Annotated in this window: 23 protein-coding genes; 15 read left to right on the forward strand and 8 right to left on the reverse strand. The window is 59.7% G+C overall.

The genetic code is table 11. The features are described 5' to 3' along the window. Window positions 1-480 precede the first annotated feature (480 nt). Window positions 481-1,701 (reverse strand): CaiB/BaiF CoA transferase family protein, encoded by a 1,221-nt coding sequence (locus ACF8GB_RS06290; protein ID WP_392526714.1) that lies wholly within the window; start codon window positions 1,699-1,701, stop codon window positions 481-483. Between the two features lie 13 nt (window positions 1,702-1,714). Then, window positions 1,715-2,896, reverse strand: a complete 1,182-nt coding sequence (locus ACF8GB_RS06295; protein ID WP_058603709.1) for an acyl-CoA dehydrogenase — start codon at window positions 2,894-2,896, stop codon at window positions 1,715-1,717. 156 nt (window positions 2,897-3,052) lie between these two features. Here ACF8GB_RS06295 and ACF8GB_RS06300 point away from each other — a divergent pair, with 156 nt between their 5' ends. From ACF8GB_RS06300 to ACF8GB_RS06370, 15 genes are all read left to right on the forward strand, one after another. Continuing rightward, complete coding sequence (locus tag ACF8GB_RS06300) at window positions 3,053-3,958, forward strand: LysR family transcriptional regulator (protein ID WP_078477795.1); 906 nt, start codon at window positions 3,053-3,055, stop codon at window positions 3,956-3,958. A 415-nt stretch (window positions 3,959-4,373) separates the two neighbouring features. After that, window positions 4,374-5,495, forward strand: a complete 1,122-nt coding sequence (locus ACF8GB_RS06305) for a Re/Si-specific NAD(P)(+) transhydrogenase subunit alpha (RefSeq protein ID WP_392526715.1) — start codon at window positions 4,374-4,376, stop codon at window positions 5,493-5,495. 12 nt (window positions 5,496-5,507) lie between these two features. Next, window positions 5,508-5,828 carry an NAD(P) transhydrogenase subunit alpha gene (locus tag ACF8GB_RS06310; protein WP_023532697.1) on the forward strand — a complete coding sequence of 107 codons (321 nt, stop codon included), beginning with the start codon at window positions 5,508-5,510 and terminating at the stop codon, window positions 5,826-5,828. Continuing rightward, window positions 5,825-7,261, forward strand: coding sequence for an NAD(P)(+) transhydrogenase (Re/Si-specific) subunit beta (locus ACF8GB_RS06315; RefSeq protein WP_027913213.1), 1,437 nt, complete (start codon window positions 5,825-5,827; stop codon window positions 7,259-7,261). Before ACF8GB_RS06310 ends, ACF8GB_RS06315 begins: the two co-directional genes overlap by 4 nt. A gap of 184 nt (window positions 7,262-7,445) precedes the next feature. Further along, window positions 7,446-8,939 carry an acetyl-CoA hydrolase/transferase family protein gene (locus tag ACF8GB_RS06320; RefSeq protein ID WP_058603706.1) on the forward strand — a complete coding sequence of 498 codons (1,494 nt, stop codon included), beginning with the start codon at window positions 7,446-7,448 and terminating at the stop codon, window positions 8,937-8,939. A 337-nt stretch (window positions 8,940-9,276) separates the two neighbouring features. Continuing rightward, window positions 9,277-9,492 carry a DUF1127 domain-containing protein gene (locus ACF8GB_RS06325; protein ID WP_027913215.1) on the forward strand — a complete coding sequence of 72 codons (216 nt, stop codon included), beginning with the start codon at window positions 9,277-9,279 and terminating at the stop codon, window positions 9,490-9,492. A 284-nt stretch (window positions 9,493-9,776) separates the two neighbouring features. Further along, the gene (locus tag ACF8GB_RS06330) at window positions 9,777-10,094 is read left to right on the forward strand and encodes a DUF2388 domain-containing protein (RefSeq protein WP_058638695.1); all 318 of its coding nucleotides are present in this window, start codon (window positions 9,777-9,779) and stop codon (window positions 10,092-10,094) included. A gap of 29 nt (window positions 10,095-10,123) precedes the next feature. Further along, window positions 10,124-10,417: a DUF2388 domain-containing protein gene (locus ACF8GB_RS06335; protein WP_058638696.1), complete on the forward strand. Its 294-nt coding sequence runs from the start codon at window positions 10,124-10,126 to the stop codon at window positions 10,415-10,417. 36 nt (window positions 10,418-10,453) lie between these two features. Beyond that, a complete protein-coding gene (locus tag ACF8GB_RS06340; protein WP_058603703.1) occupies window positions 10,454-10,774 on the forward strand; it encodes a DUF2388 domain-containing protein in 321 nt (106 codons plus the stop codon). A gap of 5 nt (window positions 10,775-10,779) precedes the next feature. Beyond that, complete coding sequence (locus ACF8GB_RS06345; protein ID WP_392526727.1) at window positions 10,780-12,726, forward strand: DUF4105 domain-containing protein; 1,947 nt, start codon at window positions 10,780-10,782, stop codon at window positions 12,724-12,726. A 290-nt stretch (window positions 12,727-13,016) separates the two neighbouring features. Beyond that, on the forward strand, window positions 13,017-14,324 hold the full coding sequence (locus ACF8GB_RS06350; RefSeq protein ID WP_197843937.1) for a CitMHS family transporter: 1,308 nt from the start codon (window positions 13,017-13,019) through the stop codon (window positions 14,322-14,324). 70 nt (window positions 14,325-14,394) lie between these two features. Next, window positions 14,395-15,165 (forward strand): TerC family protein, encoded by a 771-nt coding sequence (locus ACF8GB_RS06355; RefSeq protein ID WP_027913220.1) that lies wholly within the window; start codon window positions 14,395-14,397, stop codon window positions 15,163-15,165. A 208-nt stretch (window positions 15,166-15,373) separates the two neighbouring features. Continuing rightward, the gene (locus ACF8GB_RS06360) at window positions 15,374-17,032 is read left to right on the forward strand and encodes a Na/Pi cotransporter family protein (RefSeq protein WP_058638700.1); all 1,659 of its coding nucleotides are present in this window, start codon (window positions 15,374-15,376) and stop codon (window positions 17,030-17,032) included. A gap of 30 nt (window positions 17,033-17,062) precedes the next feature. Further along, window positions 17,063-18,469: a M16 family metallopeptidase gene (locus ACF8GB_RS06365; RefSeq protein ID WP_392526717.1), complete on the forward strand. Its 1,407-nt coding sequence runs from the start codon at window positions 17,063-17,065 to the stop codon at window positions 18,467-18,469. 76 nt (window positions 18,470-18,545) lie between these two features. Next, complete coding sequence (locus tag ACF8GB_RS06370; RefSeq protein WP_058638702.1) at window positions 18,546-19,568, forward strand: DUF5924 family protein; 1,023 nt, start codon at window positions 18,546-18,548, stop codon at window positions 19,566-19,568. A gap of 31 nt (window positions 19,569-19,599) precedes the next feature. Here ACF8GB_RS06370 and ACF8GB_RS06375 read toward each other — a convergent pair whose 3' ends face one another. The 6 genes from ACF8GB_RS06375 to ACF8GB_RS06400 all read right to left on the reverse strand — a co-directional run bounded on the left by ACF8GB_RS06375 (window position 19,600) and on the right by ACF8GB_RS06400 (window position 24,969). Then, window positions 19,600-20,829 carry a nucleoside recognition domain-containing protein gene (locus tag ACF8GB_RS06375; protein ID WP_023532681.1) on the reverse strand — a complete coding sequence of 410 codons (1,230 nt, stop codon included), beginning with the start codon at window positions 20,827-20,829 and terminating at the stop codon, window positions 19,600-19,602. A 134-nt stretch (window positions 20,830-20,963) separates the two neighbouring features. Further along, window positions 20,964-22,292, reverse strand: coding sequence for a glutamate/aspartate:proton symporter GltP (gene gltP / locus ACF8GB_RS06380; RefSeq protein ID WP_058603696.1), 1,329 nt, complete (start codon window positions 22,290-22,292; stop codon window positions 20,964-20,966). Window positions 22,293-23,021: 729 nt separating this feature from the next. Next, entirely contained in the window at window positions 23,022-23,492 is a 471-nt protein-coding gene (locus ACF8GB_RS06385; RefSeq protein WP_326384174.1) for an inhibitor of vertebrate lysozyme family protein, read from the reverse strand. After that, on the reverse strand, window positions 23,489-23,650 hold the full coding sequence (locus ACF8GB_RS06390; protein WP_023532363.1) for a DUF1328 domain-containing protein: 162 nt from the start codon (window positions 23,648-23,650) through the stop codon (window positions 23,489-23,491). The genes ACF8GB_RS06385 and ACF8GB_RS06390 overlap by 4 nt, the downstream gene beginning before the upstream one ends. 33 nt (window positions 23,651-23,683) lie before the next feature. Continuing rightward, window positions 23,684-23,974, reverse strand: a complete 291-nt coding sequence (locus tag ACF8GB_RS06395) for a hypothetical protein (protein ID WP_058603694.1) — start codon at window positions 23,972-23,974, stop codon at window positions 23,684-23,686. 173 nt (window positions 23,975-24,147) lie between these two features. Continuing rightward, window positions 24,148-24,969, reverse strand: coding sequence for a BON domain-containing protein (locus tag ACF8GB_RS06400; protein ID WP_392526718.1), 822 nt, complete (start codon window positions 24,967-24,969; stop codon window positions 24,148-24,150). Window positions 24,970-25,028 lie beyond the last annotated feature (59 nt).

Genomic DNA, 25,028 nt, shown 5'->3' on the forward strand with positions numbered 1-25,028 from the left:
CACTTGTGATGCTGATAATCTTTCTGACTATCAGTCCGTACTCACAAGCACCCACACGAATTGCTTGATTCGATTTGTTAAAGAGCGTTTGGCCGAGAGTGCTTCGTCTCAACCGAGGCGCGCATTCTACGCTTTCCTCATTGCCTGTCAAGCGTTTATTTTGAAGTTTATTTCGAGAAACTCGTTCAACTTCAAACACTTGACTCGCTTCGATCTCTCGTAGCGGGAGGCGAATTCTACAGCGTTTCAACACGCTGTCAACCTTCTTCTCAACCGCTGCCGATCTGTTCGATCGCAACCCTTACAGCACCACCCGAACTAGCTAACTCATTGAATCTCAAGGAGTTTCGCGTTCCGATGTCGCTGGAAGTGGGGCGCATTATAAGGGGATTCGAAACCGCGTCAACCTTTAATTTCATATAAATCAAAAGCAAAGCGGGGGGCTGCCGCCCCCCGCTTATCTATAGATGCAATGACCCGCTAGATCACCCCGGCCACCCGCAGTCGCTCCACTTCGGAATCCGGCACATTTAGCAGCGTCTTCAATACGCTCTCCGTATGCTCACCCAGAAGCGGTGGCGCATGCCTGTACTCAACAGGCGTCTGCGACAAGCGAATCGGCGAAGCGACCTGGGGCACTGTCCCCGCCAGCGGGTGCGCCATGGTCACCGCCAGTTCTCGCGCCATTACCTGGGGATCACTAAACACCTGCGCCAGGTCGTTGACGGGCCCGCACGGCACACCTACTGCTTCCAGATCACTCACCCACTGCGCCGTCGTTCTGAATACCGTCACCTGGCGGATCAAAGGCACTAGTTCGCCTCTATTGGCCACACGCGCCTTATTAGTAGCGAACCGCGGATCATCCGCCCACTGAGCATTTCCAGCCACCTCTGCAAACTTGCGAAACTGGCCATCGTTGCCCACGGTGAGAATGAAATCGCCATCGGCCGTGGGAAAGTCCTGATAAGGCACGATATTCGGATGCGCATTGCCCAGTCGCCGCGGCGGCGCGCCCGTTGTCAGGTAATTCATCGCCTGATTGGCCAGGCACGCCACCTGGACATCCAGCAGGGCCATGTCGATGTGCTGACCTTCACCACGCTGCTCCCGATGAGACAGTGCCGCCAGAATCGCCACCGTCGAATACAGCCCGGTAAGAATGTCCGTCAGCGCCACCCCAACCTTCACAGGCCCCGCACCCACCTCACCCTCCGGCAGCCCTGTCAGGCTCATGAGCCCCCCAAGCCCCTGAATCATGAAGTCATAGCCCGCACGCTGCGCGTAGGGACCTGTCTGCCCGAACCCGGTGATCGAACAGTAGATGAGCTTCGGATTGACAGCCTTCAGGCTGGGATAATCCAACCCATAGCCCGCCAAGCCACCTACCTTGAAGTTTTCAATGACGATATCGCTCTTGGCAGCCAACTCGCGAATCAGTCGCTGGCCATCGGCCTGGGTAAAGTCGATCGTGATCGAACGCTTGTTGCGGTTGGCCGCCAGATAATAGGCCGCCTCGCCGGTGCTGCCGCCCTCGCTGTCCTTGAGATAAGGCGGCCCCCACGCCCGCGTGTCATCCCCCTTACCTGGGCGCTCGACCTTGATTACATCGGCACCCAGGTCCGCAAGGATCTGACCAGCCCATGGCCCCGCCAGTACCCGTGACAGATCCAGCACGCGTAGATGCGAAAGCGCTCCCATGACCGCCTCCTTATCAATAGAAAGCCTGGATACCCGTCTGCGCACGCCCCAGTATCAGAGCATGCACGTCATGGGTGCCTTCGTAGGTATTCACTACCTCAAGGTTCACCAGATGACGCGCCACGCCGAATTCGTCCGAGATGCCGTTACCGCCCAACATGTCACGCGCCATGCGGGCGATGTCCAGCGCCTTGCCACATGAGTTGCGCTTCATGATCGACGTGATCTCGACAGCAGCCGTGCCCTCATCCTTCATGCGCCCCAAGCGCAAGCAGCCTTGCAGCGCCAAGGTGATCTCGGTCTGCATGTCGGCCAGCTTCTTCTGAATCAGCTGGTTGGCCGCCAGCGGCCGGCCAAACTGCTGCCGGTCCAGGGTGTACTGCCGCGCTGTGTGCCAGCAGGCCTCGGCAGCGCCTAGCGCTCCCCAGGAAATCCCGTAGCGCGCAGAGTTCAGGCAAGTAAAAGGCCCCTTGAGCCCGCGCACCTCAGGGAACATGTTCTCCTCGGGCACAAACACGTTGTCCATCACAATCTCACCCGTCACGGAGGCGCGCAGCCCGACCTTGCCATGAATGGCCGGTGCACTCAGGCCCTCCCAGCCCTTTTCCAAAACGAAACCGCGGATGTCACCTGCATCATCCTTGCCCCATACCACGAACACATCAGCGATAGGACTGTTGGTGATCCACATCTTGCTACCGGTCAAGCGATAGCCGCCCTCGACTTTCCGGGCACGCGTGACCATCGACCCCGGGTCCGACCCATGGTTGGGCTCAGTAAGGCCAAAGCAACCAATCCACTCGCCACTGGCCAGCTTGGGCAAGTACTTCTGCTTCTGTGCTTCGGAGCCAAATTCATTGATCGGCACCATCACCAGCGACGACTGCACGCTCATCATCGAGCGATACCCCGAGTCGATGCGCTCTACCTCGCGAGCAATGAGCCCGTAACACACGTAGTTCAGACCGCTCCCACCGTACTGCTCCGGAATCGTGGCGCCCAGCAGCCCCACTTCACCCATCTCACGAAAGATCGCTGTATCTGTCTTCTCATGACGGAACGCTTCAAGCACACGCGGAGCCAGCTTGTCCTGGGCGAACTGATAGGCACTGTCTCGAACCATGCGCTCCTCTTCAGTGAGCTGTTGATCCAGCAAGAGGGGGTCGATCCAGCTGAAGCTTGCTTTGGCGGCCATGAGTACATTTCTCCCAGACGGTGGATGACATATGCAGTGATCCTAGGCCGGGCTTGCGGCGAGGACAAACGACGTTTGTGCACCCAGGAGTGCTATTTTCTCACTCATAAATAAGTAAAAGCTCAAAAATCAATCATTCACGAGTGAGAGATAGGCATGCGTCGGAAGATACCCAGCACTACAGCCCTGGTTTGCTTCGAGGCTGCCGCACGCCACGAAAGCTTCACCAAGGCTGCCCAGGAACTGTCGCTGACCCAAGGCGCTGTGTGCAGGCAGATCGGCAGCCTTGAGGGCTTTTTGAACGTCGAGTTGTTCCGCCGCTCACACCGGGGCGTGAAGCTAACCGAGGCAGGGCTGTCCTACAGCCGGCAAGTGGCGGCGCAACTCGATGCGGTAGAGCGCGATACGCTGTCGGTGATGCGTCAGCAGGGCGCCAGCGTGATCGAGCTTGCAGTGGTGCCCACGTTCGGCACTCAATGGTTGCTGCCGCGCTTGATGGATTTCCAGCAGCGCCAACCCGATGTCACGGTCAACCTGACCAATCGCACAAGGCCTTTCCTATTTGCCGATACCAGCTTCGATGCCGCCATCTACTTTGGTGACGGTGATTGGTCAGGCACTCGGTCGCACAGGCTGATGGGTGAAAATCCTGTCCCTGTCTGCAGCCCCGCATTGCTCGGTGGCAGGCAAACCCTCCAGGCTCACGACATTGCACAACTCCCCCTGCTGCAGCAAAGCACCCGGCCCTATGCGTGGCGCCAGTGGTTCAGTAGCGTCGGCATTTCTGTAGCAACCGACATGACCGGCCCCCGCCTTGAGCTTTTTTCAATGCTCGCACAAGCGGCCATGCACGCAATGGGGGTCGCGCTCATTCCACCCTTTCTGATTCAACGCGAGCTCGGCGAGGGTAGGTTGGTGGTCGCTAACAGGCATGTTCTACGTAGCGACAGGGCCTACTATCTGATGATTCCGGAGCGCAAGGTCGAATCGACCACGCTGGATGCATTTCGTGAATGGCTAGTGGCGCAGGCGGCGAACTTCGCGGACACCAAAGAAAGCTGACCCCGTAGTCAATTATAATTTACACCTACAGATATAATTATCTGTCGCATTTAAATAACCATATTGCAATGCTTCTGACGGTGATAAAGTGCTCCCGCGTTCTTTAATCAGGACTCTGTTTGCGACATTCGCCTGCCTACACGCGAAAAATTCAGATTTTCCGCTGAAAATCGCCATAACCTGGCGAATAAAGATGCTTGAGCGCTTGTGACAGATTAGCTGCGACATCTGGTCACATGGTGACTTGTAGTTATTGTTTGGTTTCGCTCCAAATTCTATTGAAGCCCGTTCGGTTCGTCTGCAAAATGCTGTGCCCGCCCAGGATTGGGCGGTAAGGCCCTTAGCCGCTCCGGCGCACCCTACGAAGTGCGCTGGCCTCAAAAATATAAAAAAGGTCATCGCAGGAGAAATAGTCGTGCACATTGGTGTTCCGCTCGAGACGCAGGCCGGCGAGACAAGGGTCGCCGCGACGCCTGAAACCATCAAGAAACTGATAGGTCAGGGTCATCAGGTTACGGTCCAGCAAGGCGCTGGGGTCAATGCCAGCATTCCGGACAGCGCCTATGAAGCTGTCGGTGCCCGCCTAGGCTCGGCGGCTGAAGCCTATGGCGCGCAGTTGGTGCTCAAGGTAGTCGCGCCAACCGATGATGAACTGGCGCTGATGAGCAGCGGCAGCCTTCTGGTCGGCATGCTCAACCCGTTCAACAACGACGTTATCGCCAAAATGGCCGCGCGCGGCCTCACGGCTTTTGCGCTAGAGGCCGCGCCCCGAACTTCCCGGGCACAAAGCCTTGACGTGCTTTCGTCCCAAGCCAACATCGCCGGCTACAAGGCTGTATTGCTGGCCGCGCATCACTATCCGCGCTTCATGCCGATGCTGATGACAGCCGCCGGCACGGTGAAGGCTGCGCGCGTCTTGATCCTGGGGGCAGGGGTGGCGGGGCTGCAAGCGATTGCGACGGCCAAGCGTCTTGGCGCCGTCATCGAGGCATCGGACGTGCGCCCTGCGGTGAAGGAGCAGATCGAATCGCTCGGCGCCAAGTTCATCGATGTACCGTACGAGACCGATGAGGAGCGCGACTGCGCCCAAGGCGTCGGCGGCTACGCCAGGCCCATGCCGGCAAGCTGGATGCAGCGCCAGGCTCAGGCCGTACACGAGCGCGCTCGGCAAGCAGACATCGTCATTACCACCGCACTGATCCCGGGCCGCAAGGCGCCTACCCTGTTGAGCGCCGACACGGTTGCCCAGATGAAACCAGGTTCGGTGGTCATCGACCTGGCAGCGGCCCAAGGCGGCAACTGTCCATTGACCGTGGCCGACGAGGTCGTACATGCCCATGGTGTCACCATCGTGGGCCCAACGAACCTGCCAGCCCTGGTCGCAGCGGACGCTTCGGCCCTTTACGCACGCAACCTGCTGGACTTCATGAAACTGCTGTTCGACAAGGACGGCGCCCTGACCATCAACCTCGAAGACGACATTGTCGCGGCCTGCCTGATGTGCCGCGACGGTCAAATCGTCCGCAAGAACGGCTGAGGAGCACGACAAATGGAAGACATGCTGATTTCCCATGGCATTTATAACCTCATCATTTTCGTGCTGGCCATTTATGTGGGTTATCACGTGGTCTGGAACGTCACACCGGCCTTGCACACCCCGCTGATGGCAGTCACCAACGCAATATCGGCCATCGTTATCGTTGGTGCCATGCTCGCCGCTGCGCTGACGGTCACACCTGCCGGAAAGGTGATGGGCACGCTCGCCGTGGCCCTGGCTGCAGTCAACGTGTTTGGCGGGTTCCTGGTCACCCGCCGCATGCTTGAAATGTTCAAGAAAAAGGTCAAGAACGAGGGGCAGAAGTCAGCATGAGCATGAATCTGGTAACGCTTCTGTATCTGGTCGCTTCGGTGTGTTTCATCCAGGCGCTCAAGGGCCTGTCCCATCCCACTACATCCCGGCGCGGCAACCTGTTCGGCATGATCGGCATGGGTATCGCGATCCTCACCACGGTCGGCCTCATCTATAAGCTCGGCGCTGAGCTGGCCACGGCCGGTATCGGCTATGTGATCGTCGGGTTGTTGGTGGGCGGCACTGCGGGCTCAGTGATGGCCAAACGGGTCGAGATGACCAAGATGCCTGAGCTGGTCGCCTTCATGCACAGCATGATCGGCCTTGCTGCGGTATTCATCGCCATTGCCGCGGTGCTCGAGCCCCAGTCGATGGGCATCGTCGCCGCCATCAGCGATCCGATCCCTACGGGCAACCGCCTGGAGCTGTTCCTGGGGGCAGCCATTGGTGCCATTACTTTCTCGGGCTCGGTGATCGCCTTTGGCAAGTTGTCGGGCAAATACAAGTTCCGCCTGTTCCAGGGTGCGCCGGTACAGTTTGCCGGTCAGCACAAGCTCAACCTCATTCTCGGCCTGACTACCATTGCGCTGGGGCTGCTGTTCACCTTCACCGGCCACTACAGCGCCTTCACCCTCATGCTGGTTCTGGCGTTCATCATGGGCGTGCTGATCATCATCCCGATCGGCGGGGCGGACATGCCGGTAGTGGTGTCGATGCTCAACAGCTACTCGGGCTGGGCGGCGGCAGGGATCGGCTTCTCGCTGAACAACTCCATGTTGATCATCGCCGGTTCGCTGGTAGGCTCGTCCGGGGCGATTCTGTCCTACATCATGTGCAAGGCCATGAACCGCTCGTTCTTCAATGTCATCCTGGGCGGCTTTGGTGGTGATGCCGAAGCTGGCGCTGCCCAAGGGTCCACGGAGCAGCGCCCGGTGAAATCCGGTTCGGCCGACGATGCGACCTTCCTGCTCAGCAACGCCGACAGCGTGATCATCGTTCCCGGCTATGGCCTGGCCGTAGCCCGCGCCCAGCACGCACTCAAGGAACTGACCGAGAAGCTCACGCACAACGGCGTCACCGTCAAATACGCCATTCACCCGGTGGCAGGACGCATGCCCGGGCACATGAACGTGCTGTTGGCAGAAGCCGAAGTACCCTACGATCAAGTGTTCGAGATGGAAGACATCAATGCCGAGTTCGGCCAGGCCGACGTAGTCCTGGTATTGGGCGCAAACGACGTGGTCAACCCGGCCGCCAAGAATGACCCCAAGTCACCCATTGCCGGCATGCCGATTCTCGAAGCCTTCAAAGCCAAGACCATCATCGTCAACAAGCGCTCCATGGCCAGCGGCTACGCAGGCCTGGACAACGAGCTGTTCTACCTCGACAAGACCATGATGGTATTCGGCGATGCCAAGAAGGTCATCGAAGACATGGTCAAGGCCGTGGAGTGAGGCAGGTTCGGTTCTGACCCTATGAACGAGAAGCCTTGGTCGGTAACGGCCAGGGCTTTTTCATTTATTGATCCGGATCAACGGCCATGTAGCGGCGAGGGTAATACGACCATGGTCGCGGGACGGCACCGGTCTAAATCACTAGACTGCGCTGCAGTAGCTTAGTAGCCCGAGATAACAATCCATGTACCGTGATCGCATCCGCTTGTCCTCCCTGCATAGCAAGGTAATGAGTGCGGCCGACGCCGCTGGCCTGATCGAGGACGGCATGACCGTCGGCATGAGCGGCTTCACCCGCGCCGGTGAAGCCAAGGCCGTCCCCCACGCGCTGGCCGAACGCGCCAAGCAGTCGCCACTGCAAATCAGCCTGATGACCGGCGCGAGCCTTGGCAACGACCTGGACAAACAGCTGACCGAAGCCGGTGTACTGGCCCGCCGCATGCCATTCCAGGTGGACAGTACGCTGCGCAAGGCCATCAACGATGGCAAGGTCATGTTCATCGACCAGCACCTGTCGGAGACCGTCGAGCAACTGCGCAACCAGCAACTGAAGCTGCCCGACATTGCCGTGATCGAAGCGGTGGCCATCACCGAGCAGGGGCATATTGTGCCGACCACCTCGGTTGGCAACTCGGCAAGCTTTGCGATCTTTGCCAAGAAAGTGATCGTCGAGATCAATTTGTCGCACAACCCGAATCTGGAAGGGCTGCACGACATCTATATACCTACATATCGTCCTACTCGTACGCCCATCCCATTGGTTAAGGTAGACGACCGCATCGGCAGTACCGCCATTGCCATCGACCCTGCCAAGATCGTGGGCATCGTCATCAGTGACCAGCCCGATTCGCCCTCGACGGTGCTGCCACCCGATGACGAAACCCAAGGCATTGCCGACCACCTGATCAGCTTCCTGAAGAAAGAGGTGGAAGCAGGGCGCATGACCAACCGGTTGGGCCCCTTGCAGGCGGGGATCGGCAGCATTGCCAACGCCGTGATGTGCGGGCTCATCGACTCGCCGTTCGAAGACCTGACCATGTACTCCGAGGTGCTGCAGGACTCCACCTTCGACTTGATCGATGCGGGCAAGCTGCGCTTCGCCTCCGGCAGCTCCATCACCCTGTCCAGTCGTCGCAACGCCGACGTGTTCGGCAACCTGGAAAAGTACAAGGACAAGCTGGTGCTGCGCCCGCAGGAAATCTCCAACCACCCCGAAGTGGTTCGGCGCCTTGGCATCATTGGTATCAACACTGCCCTGGAATTCGACCTCTATGGCAACGTCAACTCCACGCATGTCTGCGGCACCCGAATGATGAACGGCATTGGGGGTTCCGGCGACTTCGCCCGTAATGCACACCTGGCCGTATTCGTGACCAAGTCGATTGCCAAGGGCGGCGCCATCTCGAGTGTGGTCCCTATGGTCAGCCATGTGGACCATACCGAGCATGACGTGGACATTCTGGTCACCGAGCAAGGTCTGGCCGACTTGCGCGGCCTGGCTCCTCGGGAACGTGCCAGGGCGATCATCGACAACTGCGTGCACCCTGACTATCGCGCGGCCTTGAACGACTACTTCGAGCGCGCTTGCCTGCGGGGCGGGCACACGCCGCACATCTTGCGTGAAGCGCTGGCATGGCATGAAAACCTCGAAGAAACAGGTCGCATGCTTGCCCTGTAACACGCTCTGAAGTACGCACAAACCTCAAAGGGTCGCTTAGCGACCCTTTTTTGCGTGCTCAACGAAACAGATACCAGCAAGACTCTATAGAACTGTACTACTGTACTGGTTTTTACACTCAAGCCTGTCAACGAGCCAAGCAAATTGTATAAACTTGCACCATATTTGTGCGCACCAGTACAGTTAAGTCACTTTCGAGTGCAACAGTAGCGTTACACAGTTAACTGGCTTGCCGTCTTTACCTGCAACTGTATCTACTGTTATGGACAAGAGGGGAGGATCATTGGCATCAGTTAAATCACTATCTAATGCCGCCATAAGCGGAAGGATGATCATCATGGAACGTACCCTCAGTTCCGGTCTGGTTTTTGAAAGCACCGCCAAGCAATCCAACGCTTCGTTCCCCCTGCGCGTAGCTTCCACTCTGCTGCTTTGGCAGCGTCGTATGGCCAGCCGTCGTCAACTGGCTCGCCTGGATGCACGCCTACTGGCAGACGCCGGTATCAGCGAATCGCAGCGCTACGAAGAGTTGAGCAAGCCTTTCTGGCGCTAATCGCCTGGGCCAGCCTGACTGGCAGCGTTAATCTCAAAAACCCGTCGCAGGGCCCTGCGACGGGTTTTTTGCTTCTGCTTTAAAGAAAATTCGCACGAACGGTACAGTTCCTTCAATTTATTTATCAGGCATAACAGTTGAGCGGCGCTCTATCATTAACATCTTGATACAGCACAGCGTGATACGCTTCGCTTAACTGTCTGGTAGAACCGACTGTCATACCCTAGGCAAGGGCCGTTGCCCACGTTCCCAGCTGGATTTCCTTACACCAGGAGCTAACGTTCATGACCCGTAATTACCTCATTGGCGCTGCGCTGATGCTTGGCCTGGCTGGTACAGCCAGTGCCAGCAGTTTCGTCGTCACCACCGACACCGTGGTACGAGGCGTCGCTGCCTCTACCAACGCCACCTCCGATGCGTCTTCATCTTTGCGCGACAACAAAATCGTGCAAGCAGCCCGCGACGACGCCGCCAGCTTCGTCGCCAGCCAGGGCAGCATCCGAGGCGCCAAACTCGAAAGCGCGCTGGTTCACATCCGTGCCCAGGCACCTGCCTTGCACGCCAGCGACGAGCAGCTGGCTCAAGCCATCCTGGCTCTCTGAGTCAGCAGGCCGCCCCCAGCTGATCGCTCATGCGTTTTCTGCTATTACCCCTGCTCTGGATCGCAGGCATAGCCACGGCTCACGCGCTGGACACCACTACCCAAGGCCTGGTGATCTCGGGTTACGTCACGACCCAGGTCACCACTGCACCTTTTGATCGCAAGCTCATAAGCGCAGCGCGCGACGATGCGGCAGTGTTCGTTGCCACCGACGGTCGTGTGCGCGGCGCACGGCTTGAGGCAGCCCTTGAAGCCATTCGCGTGCATAAACCCGCGCGCTCTGCCAGCGACCTGGAACTGGCGCGAGCAATCCTCGTCGAATGAGTATCCTTTTCCTCCCAGTATTTTCGGAGATGCTCCATGCGTAAACCGCTGATTGCCGCTACTCTCGGCATGTTTCTGCTGGCCGACCTGGCCCAGGCCCAGACCTTGGTGGCCACCAGCAACATCATCGTGCGCGCCTTTGGCCGTTCGATCGACTTCACGTCAGATACCACGACATCCATTCGCGATTCCAAAGTGGTACGTGAAGCTCACGACGATGCAGCCAGCTTCGTAGCCAGTAACGGCGATATCCGTGGCGCGCAACTGGAAGCGGCGTTCACGACGTTGCGCGAGCGTGTACCACAGGCACGCGATGCCAGTGACCAGGTATTGGCCGAAGCTATTCTCGCGCTGTGAAGTCACTGCGTGCCGGGTGGTTCGGCTGCCTTCTGACACTGCTTGGCACGCCCGCGCTCGCAGACTTGCACCTTGACCTGCAAACCGCCGACCTGACCCCGCAGCAGGTCAGCGCCAGCCAGGCGCTGCTCGACCAAGCGATGGCCAGCCTGCCACCCTCGTTCAAACAGCGGCTTGATCGCACCGTCAGCGTCAGTTGGAGCGACCAGATGCCGCCTGACGCCTACGGCCAGGCATCACTGGTATCCAGCTTGATGCTCAATCGGCGCTTGCTGCCCAGCCTTGCCGACGGTACCGCGACAACTGAGCTGACGCATCGGCCCCATGGCACTGTGCGCAACGAACTGTTGGCGACCGTGGTGCACGAGCTCACTCATATCTACGACCGCGCCCGGTTATGGCCGGGGCAACAGCATGCCGTGCTCACTCGATGCAACCGCCTGCAAGGCACTGTCGGGAACATCGGCCTGCCCGGAGAGTGTCGCGGCCAAGCGGGGCGACGGTTCACGCTCAGCGATGACCCACGTCTGTTGGACCTCGCCGGCTGGCCCCAGTACGTAGGCCGGCGCGGCGAACGCGAACAGCATAATGGCCAGTTCGTGCGCAGCCCCGACCGCTACGAGCTGAGCAGCCCGAAGGAATACGTCGCGGTCAATATGGAGTACTTCCTTCTCGACTCTAGCTATGGCTGTCGCCGCCCCGCGCTCAATCGGTACCTGACACAACATTTTGGCTGGAGCCCACCCCAGGACGCCTGCGCCAAGGGCCTGCCGTTCATCAATGCCGGTAGCGACTTCGCGCGCCAACCCCTGGGTGAAGTCGACCCCGAGCGGGTGTACGAGGTGGATTACCTGCTGGCCGAGGCCAACCAGAACCTGGTCAGCCGCTGGGGGCACAGCATGCTGCGCCTGGTCATCTGCAAACCCGGCCGGCCGCGAGGCCCGGACTGCCGCCTGGATCTCGATCAAAGCCTGGTGCTCTCGTACCGCGCTTTCGTCAACGACGTCCAGTTGTCCAGTTGGGATGGGCTGGTCGGCGTCTACCCCTCGCGGTTGTTCGTGCTGCCGCTGGGGCAGGTGATCGATGAATACACCAAGACCGAACTGCGCAGCCTGGCCTCGGTGCCGCTCAAGCTCAATCGAGAGGAGATCGAGAACCTGGTCCGCCAGGCCGCCGAGATGCACTGGAGCTACGACGGCAACTACTGGTTCCTGTCCAATAACTGCGCGGTGGAATCGCTGAAGCTGCTGCGCAGCGGTACCGCCAACCCAAAACTCAACGACCTCGACAGCATCATGCCCAATGGCCTGCTGGCCGTGCTCGACGGGCGTGGGCTGGCTGACACCAGCGTGCTGGACGATCCGCGAGAGGCACTGCGCCTGGGCTACCGCTTCGACTCGTACCGCGACCGTTATCAGGCCATGTTCGACGTCCTGAAGAAGCAGCTGCCGGTGAAGCAGACCAAGATGGAGGATTGGTTGGCCCTGGACGCCGAACAACGCAAGCCCTGGTTCGACCAGGCTGACCTGCGCACCAGTGCAGCCTTGCTGCTTCTGGAACAGGCGGGCCTGCGACGGCAACTGCTATTGGCCCAGGACGAGGTCAAGCAACGCTACCTCAATGCCGCAGCGCTCAAGGATGGCAGCGTCGACAAGGCCGATGCCACCCTCAAGCAGATGCTCGCCAACAGCGGTTTCCTGAGCCGCCCGGCTGAACTGCTCGATACCACCGGCTACGGGCTGCCGCAGCAAGCAGAGCGGGTTCACCTGGAAAAGGTCAGCAGCGAACGCCAGGCGCAGCTGCTGCGCTTGAGTACCAACCTGGACAAGGAGGTGAGGGCGCTACTGGAGCCTTCCCGTGCGAGCCAGATAGCGGCAGTCGAAGCCAACGTGAAGCACATTGGAGAGCATCTTCGCGCATTGCACAAGGCAGCGGGTGGGCTGCAGCTGTAGCGGCCACCACAGCCCACTCACGCGCCTTCCCTACCTTTTGTCACCCTTGTTCGAGCGAAAGCTGGCTGAAAGCTTGCGCGCATAGGATAGCCCCATTGCCGGCACAGACCGGTCAGCCAGGGCGAGGTACGTGCCCCGCCCGGCGCATCCAACAACAACAATGGTGATACCGATGCCTTTCCGTGCCCGACTTCTCTCAGTCTTGTTCGACCCACTCCACGCGCAGCGTCCTGCACGCTGACCCGCCCGAACCGTCTTCTTTTTCGTCGCGCCTCGCCTGGAGTATTGCCATGCTGACCTTCCTCGGCTTCGCCATGGTCGTCACGTTCATGTACCTGATCATGACCAAGCGCCTGTCGGCCTTGATCGCGCTGATCCTTGTGCCCATTCTGTTCGCCATCTTCGGCGGTTTCGCCAGCAAGATCGGCCCCATGATGCTCGAGGGCATCAGCAAGCTGGCGCCCACCGGCGTCATGCTGATGTTCGCCATTCTCTACTTTGCCCTGATGATCGACTCCGGCCTTTTCGACCCTGCGGTGCGAAAGATCCTCAAGCTGGTCAAGGGCGACCCGCTCAAAGTGTCGGTAGGTACCGCCGTGCTGGCCCTGGTGGTATCGCTGGACGGTGACGGCGCCACCACCTACATGATCTGCTGTGCGGCCATGCTGCCCATGTACAGCCGCCTGGGCATGAGCCCGCGCATCATGGCGGGGCTCATCATTCTTGCCGGCGGGGTCATGAACATGACGCCATGGGGCGGGCCCACAGCGCGGGCGGCCAGCGCCTTGCACGTGGACCCTTCCGATATCTTCGTGCCCATGATCCCAGCGATGCTGTTCGGCGTAGTGGCAATTCTGGCCATTGCCTACCTGTACGGCAAACGCGAACGTGCCCGCTTGGGCGAGCTGCACCTGCCAACCGACGATGTCGATCACAGCGACATCAGCGTCTCGCAATATCCAGAGGCACGCCGACCTAAGCTGCTGTACTTCAATGGCGCACTGACCGCTGCATTGATGGCAGCCCTCATCGCCGGCCTGCTGCCGTTGCCAGTGCTGTTCATGATCGCCTTCAGCATCGCCATAATCGTCAACTACCCATGCCTGCAACAACAGAAAGACCGTATTGCAGCCCACGCCGGCAGCGTGCTGGCGGTCACCGGTCTGATCTTCGCCGCAGGCATCTTCACCGGCATCCTGTCAGGCACCGGCATGGTCGATGCCATGTCCAAAAGCCTGCTGGCCGTCATTCCCGAAGCCCTGGGCCCGTACCTGGCGGTGATCACGGCGATCGTGAGCATGCCGTTTACCTTCTTCATGTCCAACGACGCCTTCTACTACGGTGTCCTGCCGGTGCTGGCCGAAGCGGCAAGCCACTATGGCATCAGCCCGGTCGAAATGGCCCGTGCATCCATCGTCGGGCAGCCGGTACACCTGCTGAGCCCGCTGGTACCCTCGACTTACCTGCTGGTCGCCCTGGCCGGCATCGAATTCGGGGATCACCAACGCTTCACGCTCAAGTGGGCAGTGCTGGTGTGCCTGTGCATAATGTTCGCCGCGCTGATCATGGGCATTTTCCCGCTGTTCAGCAGTCTCTGATAACAGACCTCTCTCCACCGCAATGCGCCTCGATGCAGGCGCATTGCCTATACCGCTCAAAGGAAAACACATGGAATGGCTGACCAGCCCGGAAATCTGGGTTGCCTTTTTCACCCTGACCGCGCTTGAAATCGTTCTGGGCATCGACAACATCATCATGATCTCGATCCTGGTCAGCCGCATGCCCAAGCACATGCAGCCGCGCACCCGGATCTTCGGCCTGGCCCTGGCCATGGTGACCCGCATCATGCTGCTGCTGTCCATCACCTGGGTAATGCGCCTGACCGACGATCTGTTCGTGGTCCTGGGGCAGGGCATATCCGGACGTGACCTGATCCTGTTCTTCGGCGGCCTGTTCCTGCTCTGGAAAAGCTCGCAGGAGATCTACCATGGCCTGGAAGGCGAAGAAGAAAACGCCGATGAACCCAAGGGCTCTGGCGGCAAGTTCCTCTACACCATCATCCAGATCGCGATCATCGACATTGTTTTCTCGCTCGACTCGGTGATTACCGCTGTTGGGATGGTGTCGCACGTGCCGGTGATGATCGCCGCAATCATCGTCGCCGTGCTGGTCATGATGGCGTGCGCCGGCACCATTGCCGACTTCATCGACAAGCACCCTTCGTTGAAGATGCTCGCACTGTCGTTCCTGATCGTGGTAGGTACCGTGCTGATCGCCGAAGCATTCGATGTGCATGTCCCTAAAGGCTACGTTTACTTCGCCATGGCCTTCTCCCTGGCGGTCGAAGCCATCAATATCCGCATGCGTACGTCGTTGGCACGCAAAGCCGGCAAGGAACACGAGGCCGTGAAACTGCGCAAGGATGTGCCGGGTCAATAATCCTGCACGTCTCGAGAGAAAGGGCCCTGCGGGGCCCTTTGCGCATCCCCCCAGCCCTGGCCCCGGATGTTTCAAAATCATGACAGCCATGCGAAGCTGGCGGCAGCGGCATATTAGAACTAAAGCTTGAACAAGCCTGTGCAAACAGCACTGCGCCAACGTCTTTTCGACTGGCCAGCTTGGCCGGTGCAATCAGGGGGCTCTCGTCATGCTGACCCTACTCAACCTGCTTTCGGCAGTCACCTTGCTGGTGTGGGGCACGCACATCGTGCGAACCGGCATTTTGCGGGTATTCGGTTCGGACCTGCGACGCATCATCGGCCAGAACATGGACAAACGTCCGCTGGCCTTCATCGCGGGCATTCTCGTCACTGCAATGGTGCAGAGCAGCAACGCAACCGCAATGCTGGTCACCTCATTCGTGGGCCAGGGCCTCATGGCCATGACCCCGGCGCTGGCCATCATGTTAGGGGCTGACGTGGGCACCGCGCTCATGGCCCGTGTACTGACCTTCGACTTGTCCTGGCTTTCGCCCCTGCTGATTTTCCTGGGGGTGATCTTCTTCCTTTCACGCAAGCAGACCCGTGCTGGCCAACTTGGCCGCGTCGGCATCGGCCTGGGCCTGATCATCCTGGCGCTGGAACTGATCGTCCAGGCAGCTGCCCCCATCACCCATGCCCAGGGCGTAAAGGTGCTTTTCGCCTCCCTGACCGGCGACATTCTGCTCGATGCCCTGGTCGGTGCATTGTTCGCCATGGTGTCGTATTCGAGCCTGGCCGCCGTCCTGCTCACCGCCACACTGGCAGGGGCCGAGGTGATCAGCCTGCCCGTGGCCATAGGCCTGGTGGTCGGCGCCAATATTGGTAGCGGCCTGCTGGCGTTCATCAGCACCAGCATGCAGAACGCTGCTGGCCGCCGCGTGGCGCTGGGCAGCCTGCTGTACAAGCTGATCGGCCTGCTGTTGATCATCCCTGTGCTCCACCCGCTGGTGGACTGGATGGACACACTGAGTTTCAGCCCGCAGGAGCTGGTCATCGGCTTCCACTTGCTCTACAACACTGCCCGTTGCCTGATCATGCTACCTACGGTCAAGCCCATGGGACGGCTGTGCAACAGCCTGTTGCCAGAGCGCGAGCGCGACAACGGGCAGATACGCCCGCGCCATCTCGACGCCTCGGCCTTGGAAACGCCCAGTCTGGCGCTGGCCAATGCTGCCCGGGAGACGTTGCGCCTGGGGGATATCGTCGACAACTTGCTCGAAGCCATGCTTGGCGCACTGCGCGGCACCCAGGCTGCACTGCCTCAGCAGGTGCGTGCACTTGGGGAGGATGCCGAGGGCCTGTACAGCGCCATCAAGTTATACCTGGCGCAGATGACCCGCGAGGATCTCAGCGAACACGACAACCGTCGCTGGGCTGAGATCATCGAGCTGGCGATCAACCTCAAGCTGGCCTGCGACCTGATCGAACGCATGTTGCGCAAAGTCCAGCAGCAGAAGACCAGCCAACGACGCGCCTTTTCCCAAATGGGGCTGGAAGAACTGACCGGGTTGCAAGAGCAATTGCTGGCCAATCTGCGCCTTGGCCTCTCGGTATTCCTCAGCGCCGACCCGGAAAGCGCGCGTCTGCTGCTGCGCGAGAAGCGTCGTTTTCGCGCCCAGGAGCGGCGCCTGGCCCATGCCCATGTCAGCCGCCTGCAGCGCAAAGTGGTACAGAGCATCGAGACCAGCTCCATCCACCTGGAGCTCATCGCCGACATGAAGCGGTTGAACTCTTTGTTCTGCAGCAGTGCCTATGTGGTACTGGGCGGCTCGGACACGGGCGGGCTGATGCTCGACAGCGTGCCGGACGAAGCCCCTCTGCCGTGATGTCGCCGACCTGAGGACCCCCGCTCGCCCATGCGTTGCCTGATGTTCATCTGCCTGCTGATGTTTAGCCTCTGCTCCTTTGCCCTGGACCGCGCTCGCGTGGAGGGCTACCTGCTGCCCAACGGCCTGCAGGTCATCCTCAAGGACGGCTACGAACGCGACCATGTGTCTATTCGCCTGGTCGTGGGCGTGGGCCTGGACGACTTCGGCTGTGACCAGAAAGAACTGCCGCACCTGTTGGAGCACTTGCTGTTCAGTGGGGTGGACGACACGGGTGAAGGAGGCCTCGAAGAGCGCCTGCAGGCACTGGGTGGCGAATGGAATGCGTTCACGGGCAATGCCGACACCACGTTCGTGATCGAAGCGCCCGCACGCAATCAGCGCAAGGTACTCGACCTGTTGCTGTCGATCATTCGCGACACCCAGATCGACGCCAAGGCCCTGGCGACTGCCAAGCGCATCATTGAGCGTGAGGACGGTGGCCACTACGGGCATCTACAGCGCTGGCTGGACCGGCAAGACATCGGTCACCCCGCCGGGCAGCAATTGGCAACGGAATTGGGCTTGAAATGCCCCGAGCGTTCCAATCTCGACGACATGACCCTCGAACAGGTCCAGGGCCTGCGCGAGCGTTGGTACGCGGCCAACAACATGACACTGATCATGGTGGGAGGGCTGGACCGCCTGTTGCCCGCCTACCTGGAAAGAACCTTCGGCGAACTCCCGGCCACCGAGCCGGAAGACCGCCGCGACCTGGAATCGATCAGCCAAGAAGCCAAGCAACGGCGCGACCTGATGCACGGCTGGCTGGGCGACACGGCCAAACTCCACTGGCTGTTCATCGAGCCGGTGCTGGACAACGACCACCAGGCCACCCTGGATCTGCTCTCCCGTTACCTGGACTGGGCAGTATATGACCAGCTGCGCCTGCGCAATGGCCTGTCCTATGGGCCCTCGGTCCAGCGCGAGAGCTTCGGTGATACCGGCCTGCTCAGCCTCAACGCCGACCTTGAGCGCGATGATATAGGAAGGGCGATCGAGGTCATGCGGCGCTTGTTCGATCACTTGCGCGAGCAGGGCCTGGACCCGGACACCTTTGCCCGCATCAAGCAAGCGAGCATCGCCAAGGAAAGTTGGGCAACCCAGGGCAACAGTGCCCTTGCCGATTACTACTGGGGCGCACTGAACGACTACACCGACGGCCGCTTCGCCAGCCCTGTGCGTCAGTTGCAGCGCGTGACCCTGGAGCAAGCCAACCAGGCGCTCAAGCAATTGCTCGCCCATGAAGGCTACATTCGTATCGAAAAACCGCTGCTCGGGTACGACGAGCTCTACGGCCTGTCGTTCCTGCTGGCAGGGGTGCTGCTCGCCGCATGCCTTCTGCGCTGGCGTCGACAGGCCCCTGACAAGCCAGGCGGTGCTACTCGGCACATGTGAAACGGCGGTATCCTTTCAATGCCCGCGTCGTGCATGCAAGGGCCGCCTCCTAGCCACTCCCAAGCATTGCAGCCCCATGCCCCCAATACCTAAGATCGCCCAGCGCATCATCGAACTGCTCAAACGCTATCCGGGCGTCATTGCCTTGGGTGGTTTTCTATCAGGTGTAGGCAGTTTCATCCTGGTCGACCGGCAGGCGGGCCTCGCCAGCTGGATCGCCGTCCTGCTGCTGGTCAGCTGGGTCTGGCTGATGCTCGAAAGCACGCTCACCCGCCTGTTCACGCGTACCTTCAAGCGTGAAATACCCCAGCCGCTGTTGCGCTATGCCACGCAGATGATCCATCAGGAGTCCCTGTTCTTCGTACTGCCGTTTTTCTTCATCACCACCACCTGGAACAGCGGCCAGTCGATCTTTACAGGCTTGCTGGGCGCCGCCGGACTGGTCTCGATCATCGACCCGTTGTACTACCGCTGGCTCGCGCCGCGGCGCTGGCTGTTCATGGCGCTTCACACCCTGACCCTGTTCGCCGCCTTGCTGACCGCCCTGCCGATCATCCTTCACCTCACCACCGCGCAAAGCTTCAAGCTGGCCCTGATCATCGCCATGGCCTTGTCCTTCCCGAGCCTGGTCAGCAGTTTTCCGGTCAGCAACTGGCGACGCGGTGTCGCCCTGGTGGTAATCACGCTGGCCGTCGGTGGCGGGGGTTGGTTGTTGCGCTCCTGGGTGCCGCCGGCCACCTTGTGGATGACCGAAGTCGCCGTGAGCACCGAGGTCATTAACCGTGAGCCGGGAGATTCACTGGATAAAATCGCTGCCAGCCGTATCCGCAGCAGCGGCCTGTACGCCTACACCGCCATCAACGCACCGCGCGGCCTGAATGAGCGGATCTACCATGTATGGCAGAAAGACGGGCAGGAAGTGGACCGTATCGCCCTAGACATTCACGGTGGGCGCAAGGAAGGCTATCGAGCCTGGACCCACAAGCAGAACTTCCCGCCCAACCCGGTAGGGCGTTGGCAGGTGAGGGTACTGACTGAGGATGGCCAGGTGATCGGTGTACTGCGCTTCAAGGTAGTCGAGGATGCCGCCGCTTCATGAGCGGCGCATCGTGTACCGCCAGAAACGCCGGTCAGCCGAAGAACCAGTAGCAAACGCAGATCGCTGCCACCACACCGGAAAACTCGGCCAACAGTGCACACCCCACGGCATGGCGCACCCGTTGAATGCCCACGGCGCCGAAGTACACGGCCAGGACGTAGAACGTGGTTTCGGTACTGCCCTGAATGGTCGCTGCGACCAAGGCAGGGAAGCTGTCAACACCCTGGGCCTGCATGGTCTCGATCAGCATTGCCCGTGCAGCACTGCCGGAAAACGGCTTGACCAGGGCAGTTGGCAGCCCTTCGACAAAGCGCGTATCCAGGCCCATCCAGTTCACCGCATGGCGGATACCGTCCAACGCCACCTCAAGCGCCCCGGATGCGCGCAGTACACCGACCGCCACCAGCATCGCCACCAGGTAGGGCAGCAGGCTCTTGGCAACGTCGAAGCCTTCCTTCGCCCCTTCGACGAATGCTTCGTAGACCTGGACCCGCTTGAGCGCGCCGATGATCAAAAAGACGATGATCACCCCGAACAGCGTGAGGTTGCCCAGGATCGAGGACAAGCTGGCCAGCGCGGCTGCCGACAGCGTGCCGAGAAAGGCCATGAAGCCCCCCAGCAGCAACGCGCCGGGTACCAGGTACGCCAGCACCACAGGGTCCCATAGCCGTAAACGCTGCATCACCGCGACCGACAGCAGCCCGACCAGCGTCGACACACTGGTGGCCAGCAGGATAGGCAGGAACACCATGGTTGGGTCGGGCGCGCCTTGCTGGGCGCGGTACATGAACACGGTTACAGGGAGCAGGGTCAAGGAAGACGCGTTGAGCACCAGGAACAGGATCTGCGCGTTGCTGGCCGTGGTGCTGCTGGGGTTGAGCGTCTGCAGGGCACGCATGGCCTTCAGGCCGATAGGGGTAGCAGCATTGTCCAGGCCCAGGCCATTGGCCGCAAAGTTCATGGTGATCAGCCCTAGCGCAGGGTGCCCAGGCGGCACTTCGGGCATCAGCCGTGCGAACAAGGGGCCCAGTACCTTGGCCAGCCACTCGACGATACCCGCCTGCTCGGCGATCTTCAGAAAGCCCAGCCATAGGGTCAGGGTGCCGAACAGCAATACCATGACCTCGACCGACAGCTTCGCCATGGCGAAGATGCTTTCGACCATGGCCGCGAAGATGCCGGCGTTGCCACCCACCAGCCATTGAGCCATGGCAGATATGGCCGCTACCAGGAAAAAGCCGAGCCATAAGCCGTTGAGCATCCACGTACCTCCCCGAAAATGCCCGAATCATAACGTATCGAACACTGCCCTGGCTGCGGCTCGCCGTGAGTATGGATGCCACAGACGACAAAAAGCCCCGACGGGTCGGGGCTTTGGGTCCAACAGGTTTGGCCTCAGCGTTTGGCTGCTTCACCCACCATGGCAGTTTCAGGCTTCTCGGCGATCAGCGAAGCGTAGTACAGCTCGCCCTTGGCCGCGTCGTACATGCCTTCCCAGCGGGAGATGACCAGCGCCGCCAGGGCATTGCCGATCACGTTGAGCGCCGTGCGCGCCATGTCCATGATGCGGTCGACACCGGCAATGAACGCCAGGCCTTCCAGTGGGATACCCACGCTACCCAGGGTGGCCAGCAGCACCACGAACGAAACGCCTGGTACCCCGGCGATGCCTTTGGAGGTCACCATCAAGGTCAGCACCAGCAGCAACTGCTGGCTCCACGACAGGTCGATACCGTAGAGCTGGGCGATGAAGATGGCCGCGATGCTCTGGTACAGGGTGGAGCCGTCGAGGTTGAACGAGTAGCCGGTGGGTACCACGAACGAGCAAATCGATTTGGGCGCGCCGTACTTCTCCATCTTTTCGATAACCCGTGGCAGGACGGTTTCCGAGCTTGAGGTGGAGTAGGCCAGGATCAGCTCATCTTTCATGATGCGCATGATCTTGATCACCGAGAAACCGAACAGGCGCGCTACCAGCCCTAACACCATGAAGGCGAAGAAGGCGATGGCGAAATACACCAGCAGCACCAGCTTGGCCAGTGGCAGCAACGAGCTGAAGCCAAAGTTGGCAACGGTCACCGCGATCAGCGCGAACACACCGATCGGCGCGTACTTCATGATCATGTGGGTGACTTTGAACATGGTCTCCGATACGGCCTGGAAGGTGCGTACCAGAGGATCGCGCAGCTCGGCTTGCAGGCTCGAAAGGCCAAGGCCGAACATGACCGAGAAGAAGATGATCGGCAACATTTCACCGCGCATCAGCGCCGCGAAGATATTCGACGGGATCAGATTGAGCAGGGTCTCGATGAAGGCATGCTCATGCTGCACCTCGGCGGCGGTCGCCTGGTACTTGGAGATGTCCACAGTACCGAGGGTGCTCATGTCGATACCCGCGCCCGGATGGAACAGGTTGGCAAGCACCAGGCCCACAACAATAGCGATGGTCGTGACGACTTCGAAGTAGAGAATGGTCTTCAGGCCAATACTGCCAAGCTTCTTGGCATCGCCAACCCCAGCGATACCCACGATCAGCGACGAGATCACGATCGGGACCACGATCATCTTGATCAGGCGAATGAAGATATCACCAGCAGGCTGAAGGACGTTGCTGATCCACCAGGCCTTTTCTGCACTGAAGTGGTTCAGGAGCGCGCCGATTGCAACGCCCAGTACCAGACCTATGACGATCTGCCAGGCGAGGCTCAGTTTTGCCTTCTTCATGTCTTTACCCTTTGTTGTAGTGGTCATGTCGACTAACGGCAACCGGACAGCAGATGGACACAAGCCCGGAGTGAATTCGCCGATTAGCGACGTGTTGTAAGGACAGCGCAGACGAGCGCAGGGCTCGGTCGGCGAAAAAGGCCGCAACTATTGCGATGGGAAGAAGGGAAATCTAATGCCGGAAACGCATACCCCATACCGATTGAGCATGGGAAAGTGGGGTATCTAGAAGGGAATAGGCGTCCTGCGAAGCGCTGTTCGGAATCCCGAACAAGACATAAACGCCATATGACGGCTGAAATAGTCGCAGGGGAAAGTAAAAGAAGCTTGGTTGTTCGACAATCCGAATGCTTCAAACGCAGCTGATATAGATAGCACAGCTCACGAAAAAAAAGACGCGCGGTTGAGACAAAATGTGTCCCCAGATGGATTTCGTGCATCGTGCACTGCCATCTGGATGGCTCCTCGGAAGCCAGGTCCACCCTGAAGATCGTTCAGGGCTCTACTGACCTGGAACTTCCGATTCTGCCTTGCCTGACCCGGCCCAACAGGTGGAGGCACTCCCTGTACCCCTAGGCCACTCCGATCCTGTAGCGATCAAAACAGCCCGGCCCCTTGGTCATGTGCTGCTCCTCCTCGGAGCGGCGCATCATAGAAGGCTGCAAGCCTACGGCCGTTCAGCTTCTATTTCATGACAGTGCCAAACCTGAACCACACCGGTCTTGCGACTCAGTACCAGTTCGGGTCCCGCTTGAGTTGCTCCTGAAGCATGGTTTTCATGCCCTCGTCAGGTTTGCCAAGCCACCGATACTGCGCATGGCGGGTAGGCGACTTGTCGCTGGGCAGGCCTTCCGGTACCTCCACCAGCATCCCGTAGGCGTCATCCTTGTCCCAGCTGAATGCGACGATCAAACGCTTGTAAGTGCATTTGTCCGCGGCTTCGCAGAGCGGGCCTACGAGGTATTTATCACCGTCTTCCGTGACCGCCGACATCTGCTGAGGCGAACTTCCCGTCAGGTTCAACACCCAATCGGGCAGGCGTTCCTCGCCTTTTACGGCGTCCTGCCAGGATTCCCGGTACTCGGCGTCGCTACCCAGCAATTGATCGACGCGTAGCTGGCCATCATTGGCCGCCAGCGCTGCTGCAGTGGCGCTCATCATCAGAACGCCAGCTACGGCATTGCGTAACAGCCTGCTCATCTGCGACCGCGTCCAAAGAAGAACGAAGCAACGAAAAGAACCAGGAAGACGATGAACAGGATCTTGGCGATACCCGTTGCAGCGCCAGCGATACCACCAAAGCCCAGAACTGCAGCGACGATGGCGATGATGAGGAAAGTGATAGCCCAGCTCAGCATGATGATTCTCCTTTGTTTTCGAAAGCAGGGTGATCAGAACACCCAACGGTCCTGTGGTACGACATGTTCAACGGTTGCAGGGGACTCGGCCTTGCCCTTCGATGGCAGCGGCTCGGCTGCTTGCACGAGGTTACTGGCGCGGGTGTTCTGGATCTGCGACAGCAGGGCGGTTTGCGCCGCCACTTGGTCGGCCAGGCGGGCGGTTTGCACACTGTAGTAGAACAGCCCTGCTGCCAAAGTCAGCATGACCGCGATGCCAAGCGACATGATCTGACGCAGTGGCAGGGCGGTAACGTGCAAACGGTTGACAGATGGGCGGTTCATACCGGCTTCTCCTGCTGTGATTTTTGTCCAGACTTGAACAAGTAATTGCAGCCTGCGTGCCAGCTTTGAAATTAGAAAATATCCTTATTTTTCAAAGAGTTAAAAGATTGAACCATTAGGACCTACCACGTATCCTGCACGATGCCCCCTGGGGGGCCGTGCGAAATGCACGATCACCCTTCAACCTTGGTTGCCACCTTGAGCATGTCGGCATCGACCCCACGCACACCAATGATCTGTCTGGCGATGTCCGTCGCGATATTCTTCTGCTCCGGGCTGACGACTTCGCCGGAGAGTCTGACCAGGCCATCCTGGCTCACCACCTTCAGATTCAGCCCGTCAAGGTTGCGGCTGAAGCTGTAACTGCTTTGGACCTTATCGACGATCCAGGCATCGCTTGGCTGCGGTCCGGTCGGGGCATCCACAGGCTGGTCTTTAGCTTTGATCATGGCTGCGGTGTCCAGGCTGATCAGGTTGTTGACCAGGTACACCCCCTCGGTCGTACGCGCCACGACGCCCGCAAGCTCCTTTGCCTCGGGGTTGTCTACCCGCCCCCGGAGCGTGACGACACCGCTGTCACTTTGTACCTGTATGGGTGCCTTCTCAGTCAGGCGGCTCCACAACAGCCGTGACCGTATGACTGCCGTAAGCGTCACGTCTTTCGTGCGCTGGGCATAAGCGCGCAACGCCAGTGGACGCTCGACCAGCTCAGGATTGACCTGCACCTGATTGTCGACCTTCTCGATACCAGAAGTCGCCAAAGCCACTTCCTCGACCAAACGTCGCTCAACCTCATTCTCGACCTCCCCAGCCAAACGCGCCGACGCCCCATCGACCTTAACGGTGATTCGATAAGGATTGAGGAGCCGATTCAAGGACACCGCCGTCTGCAGCGAACCTTCCAGGCGAGCATCGTGGACAGGATCGTCACTGGCCATAGCGACGAAGGGCAGCAAACTGACCGCTAGCGCAAGCGCGCGAAAGGCGAAAGGCATGTCGTAGTCTCCTTCTGTAGGCAAAATCTGAAACTCTTCGCAACCAATGTGCCAACCAC

This window comes from Pseudomonas sp. xss_4 (genome assembly GCF_043104125.1).
In the GTDB taxonomy this organism is placed as follows: Bacteria; Pseudomonadota; Gammaproteobacteria; order Pseudomonadales; family Pseudomonadaceae; genus Aquipseudomonas; species Aquipseudomonas parafulva_B.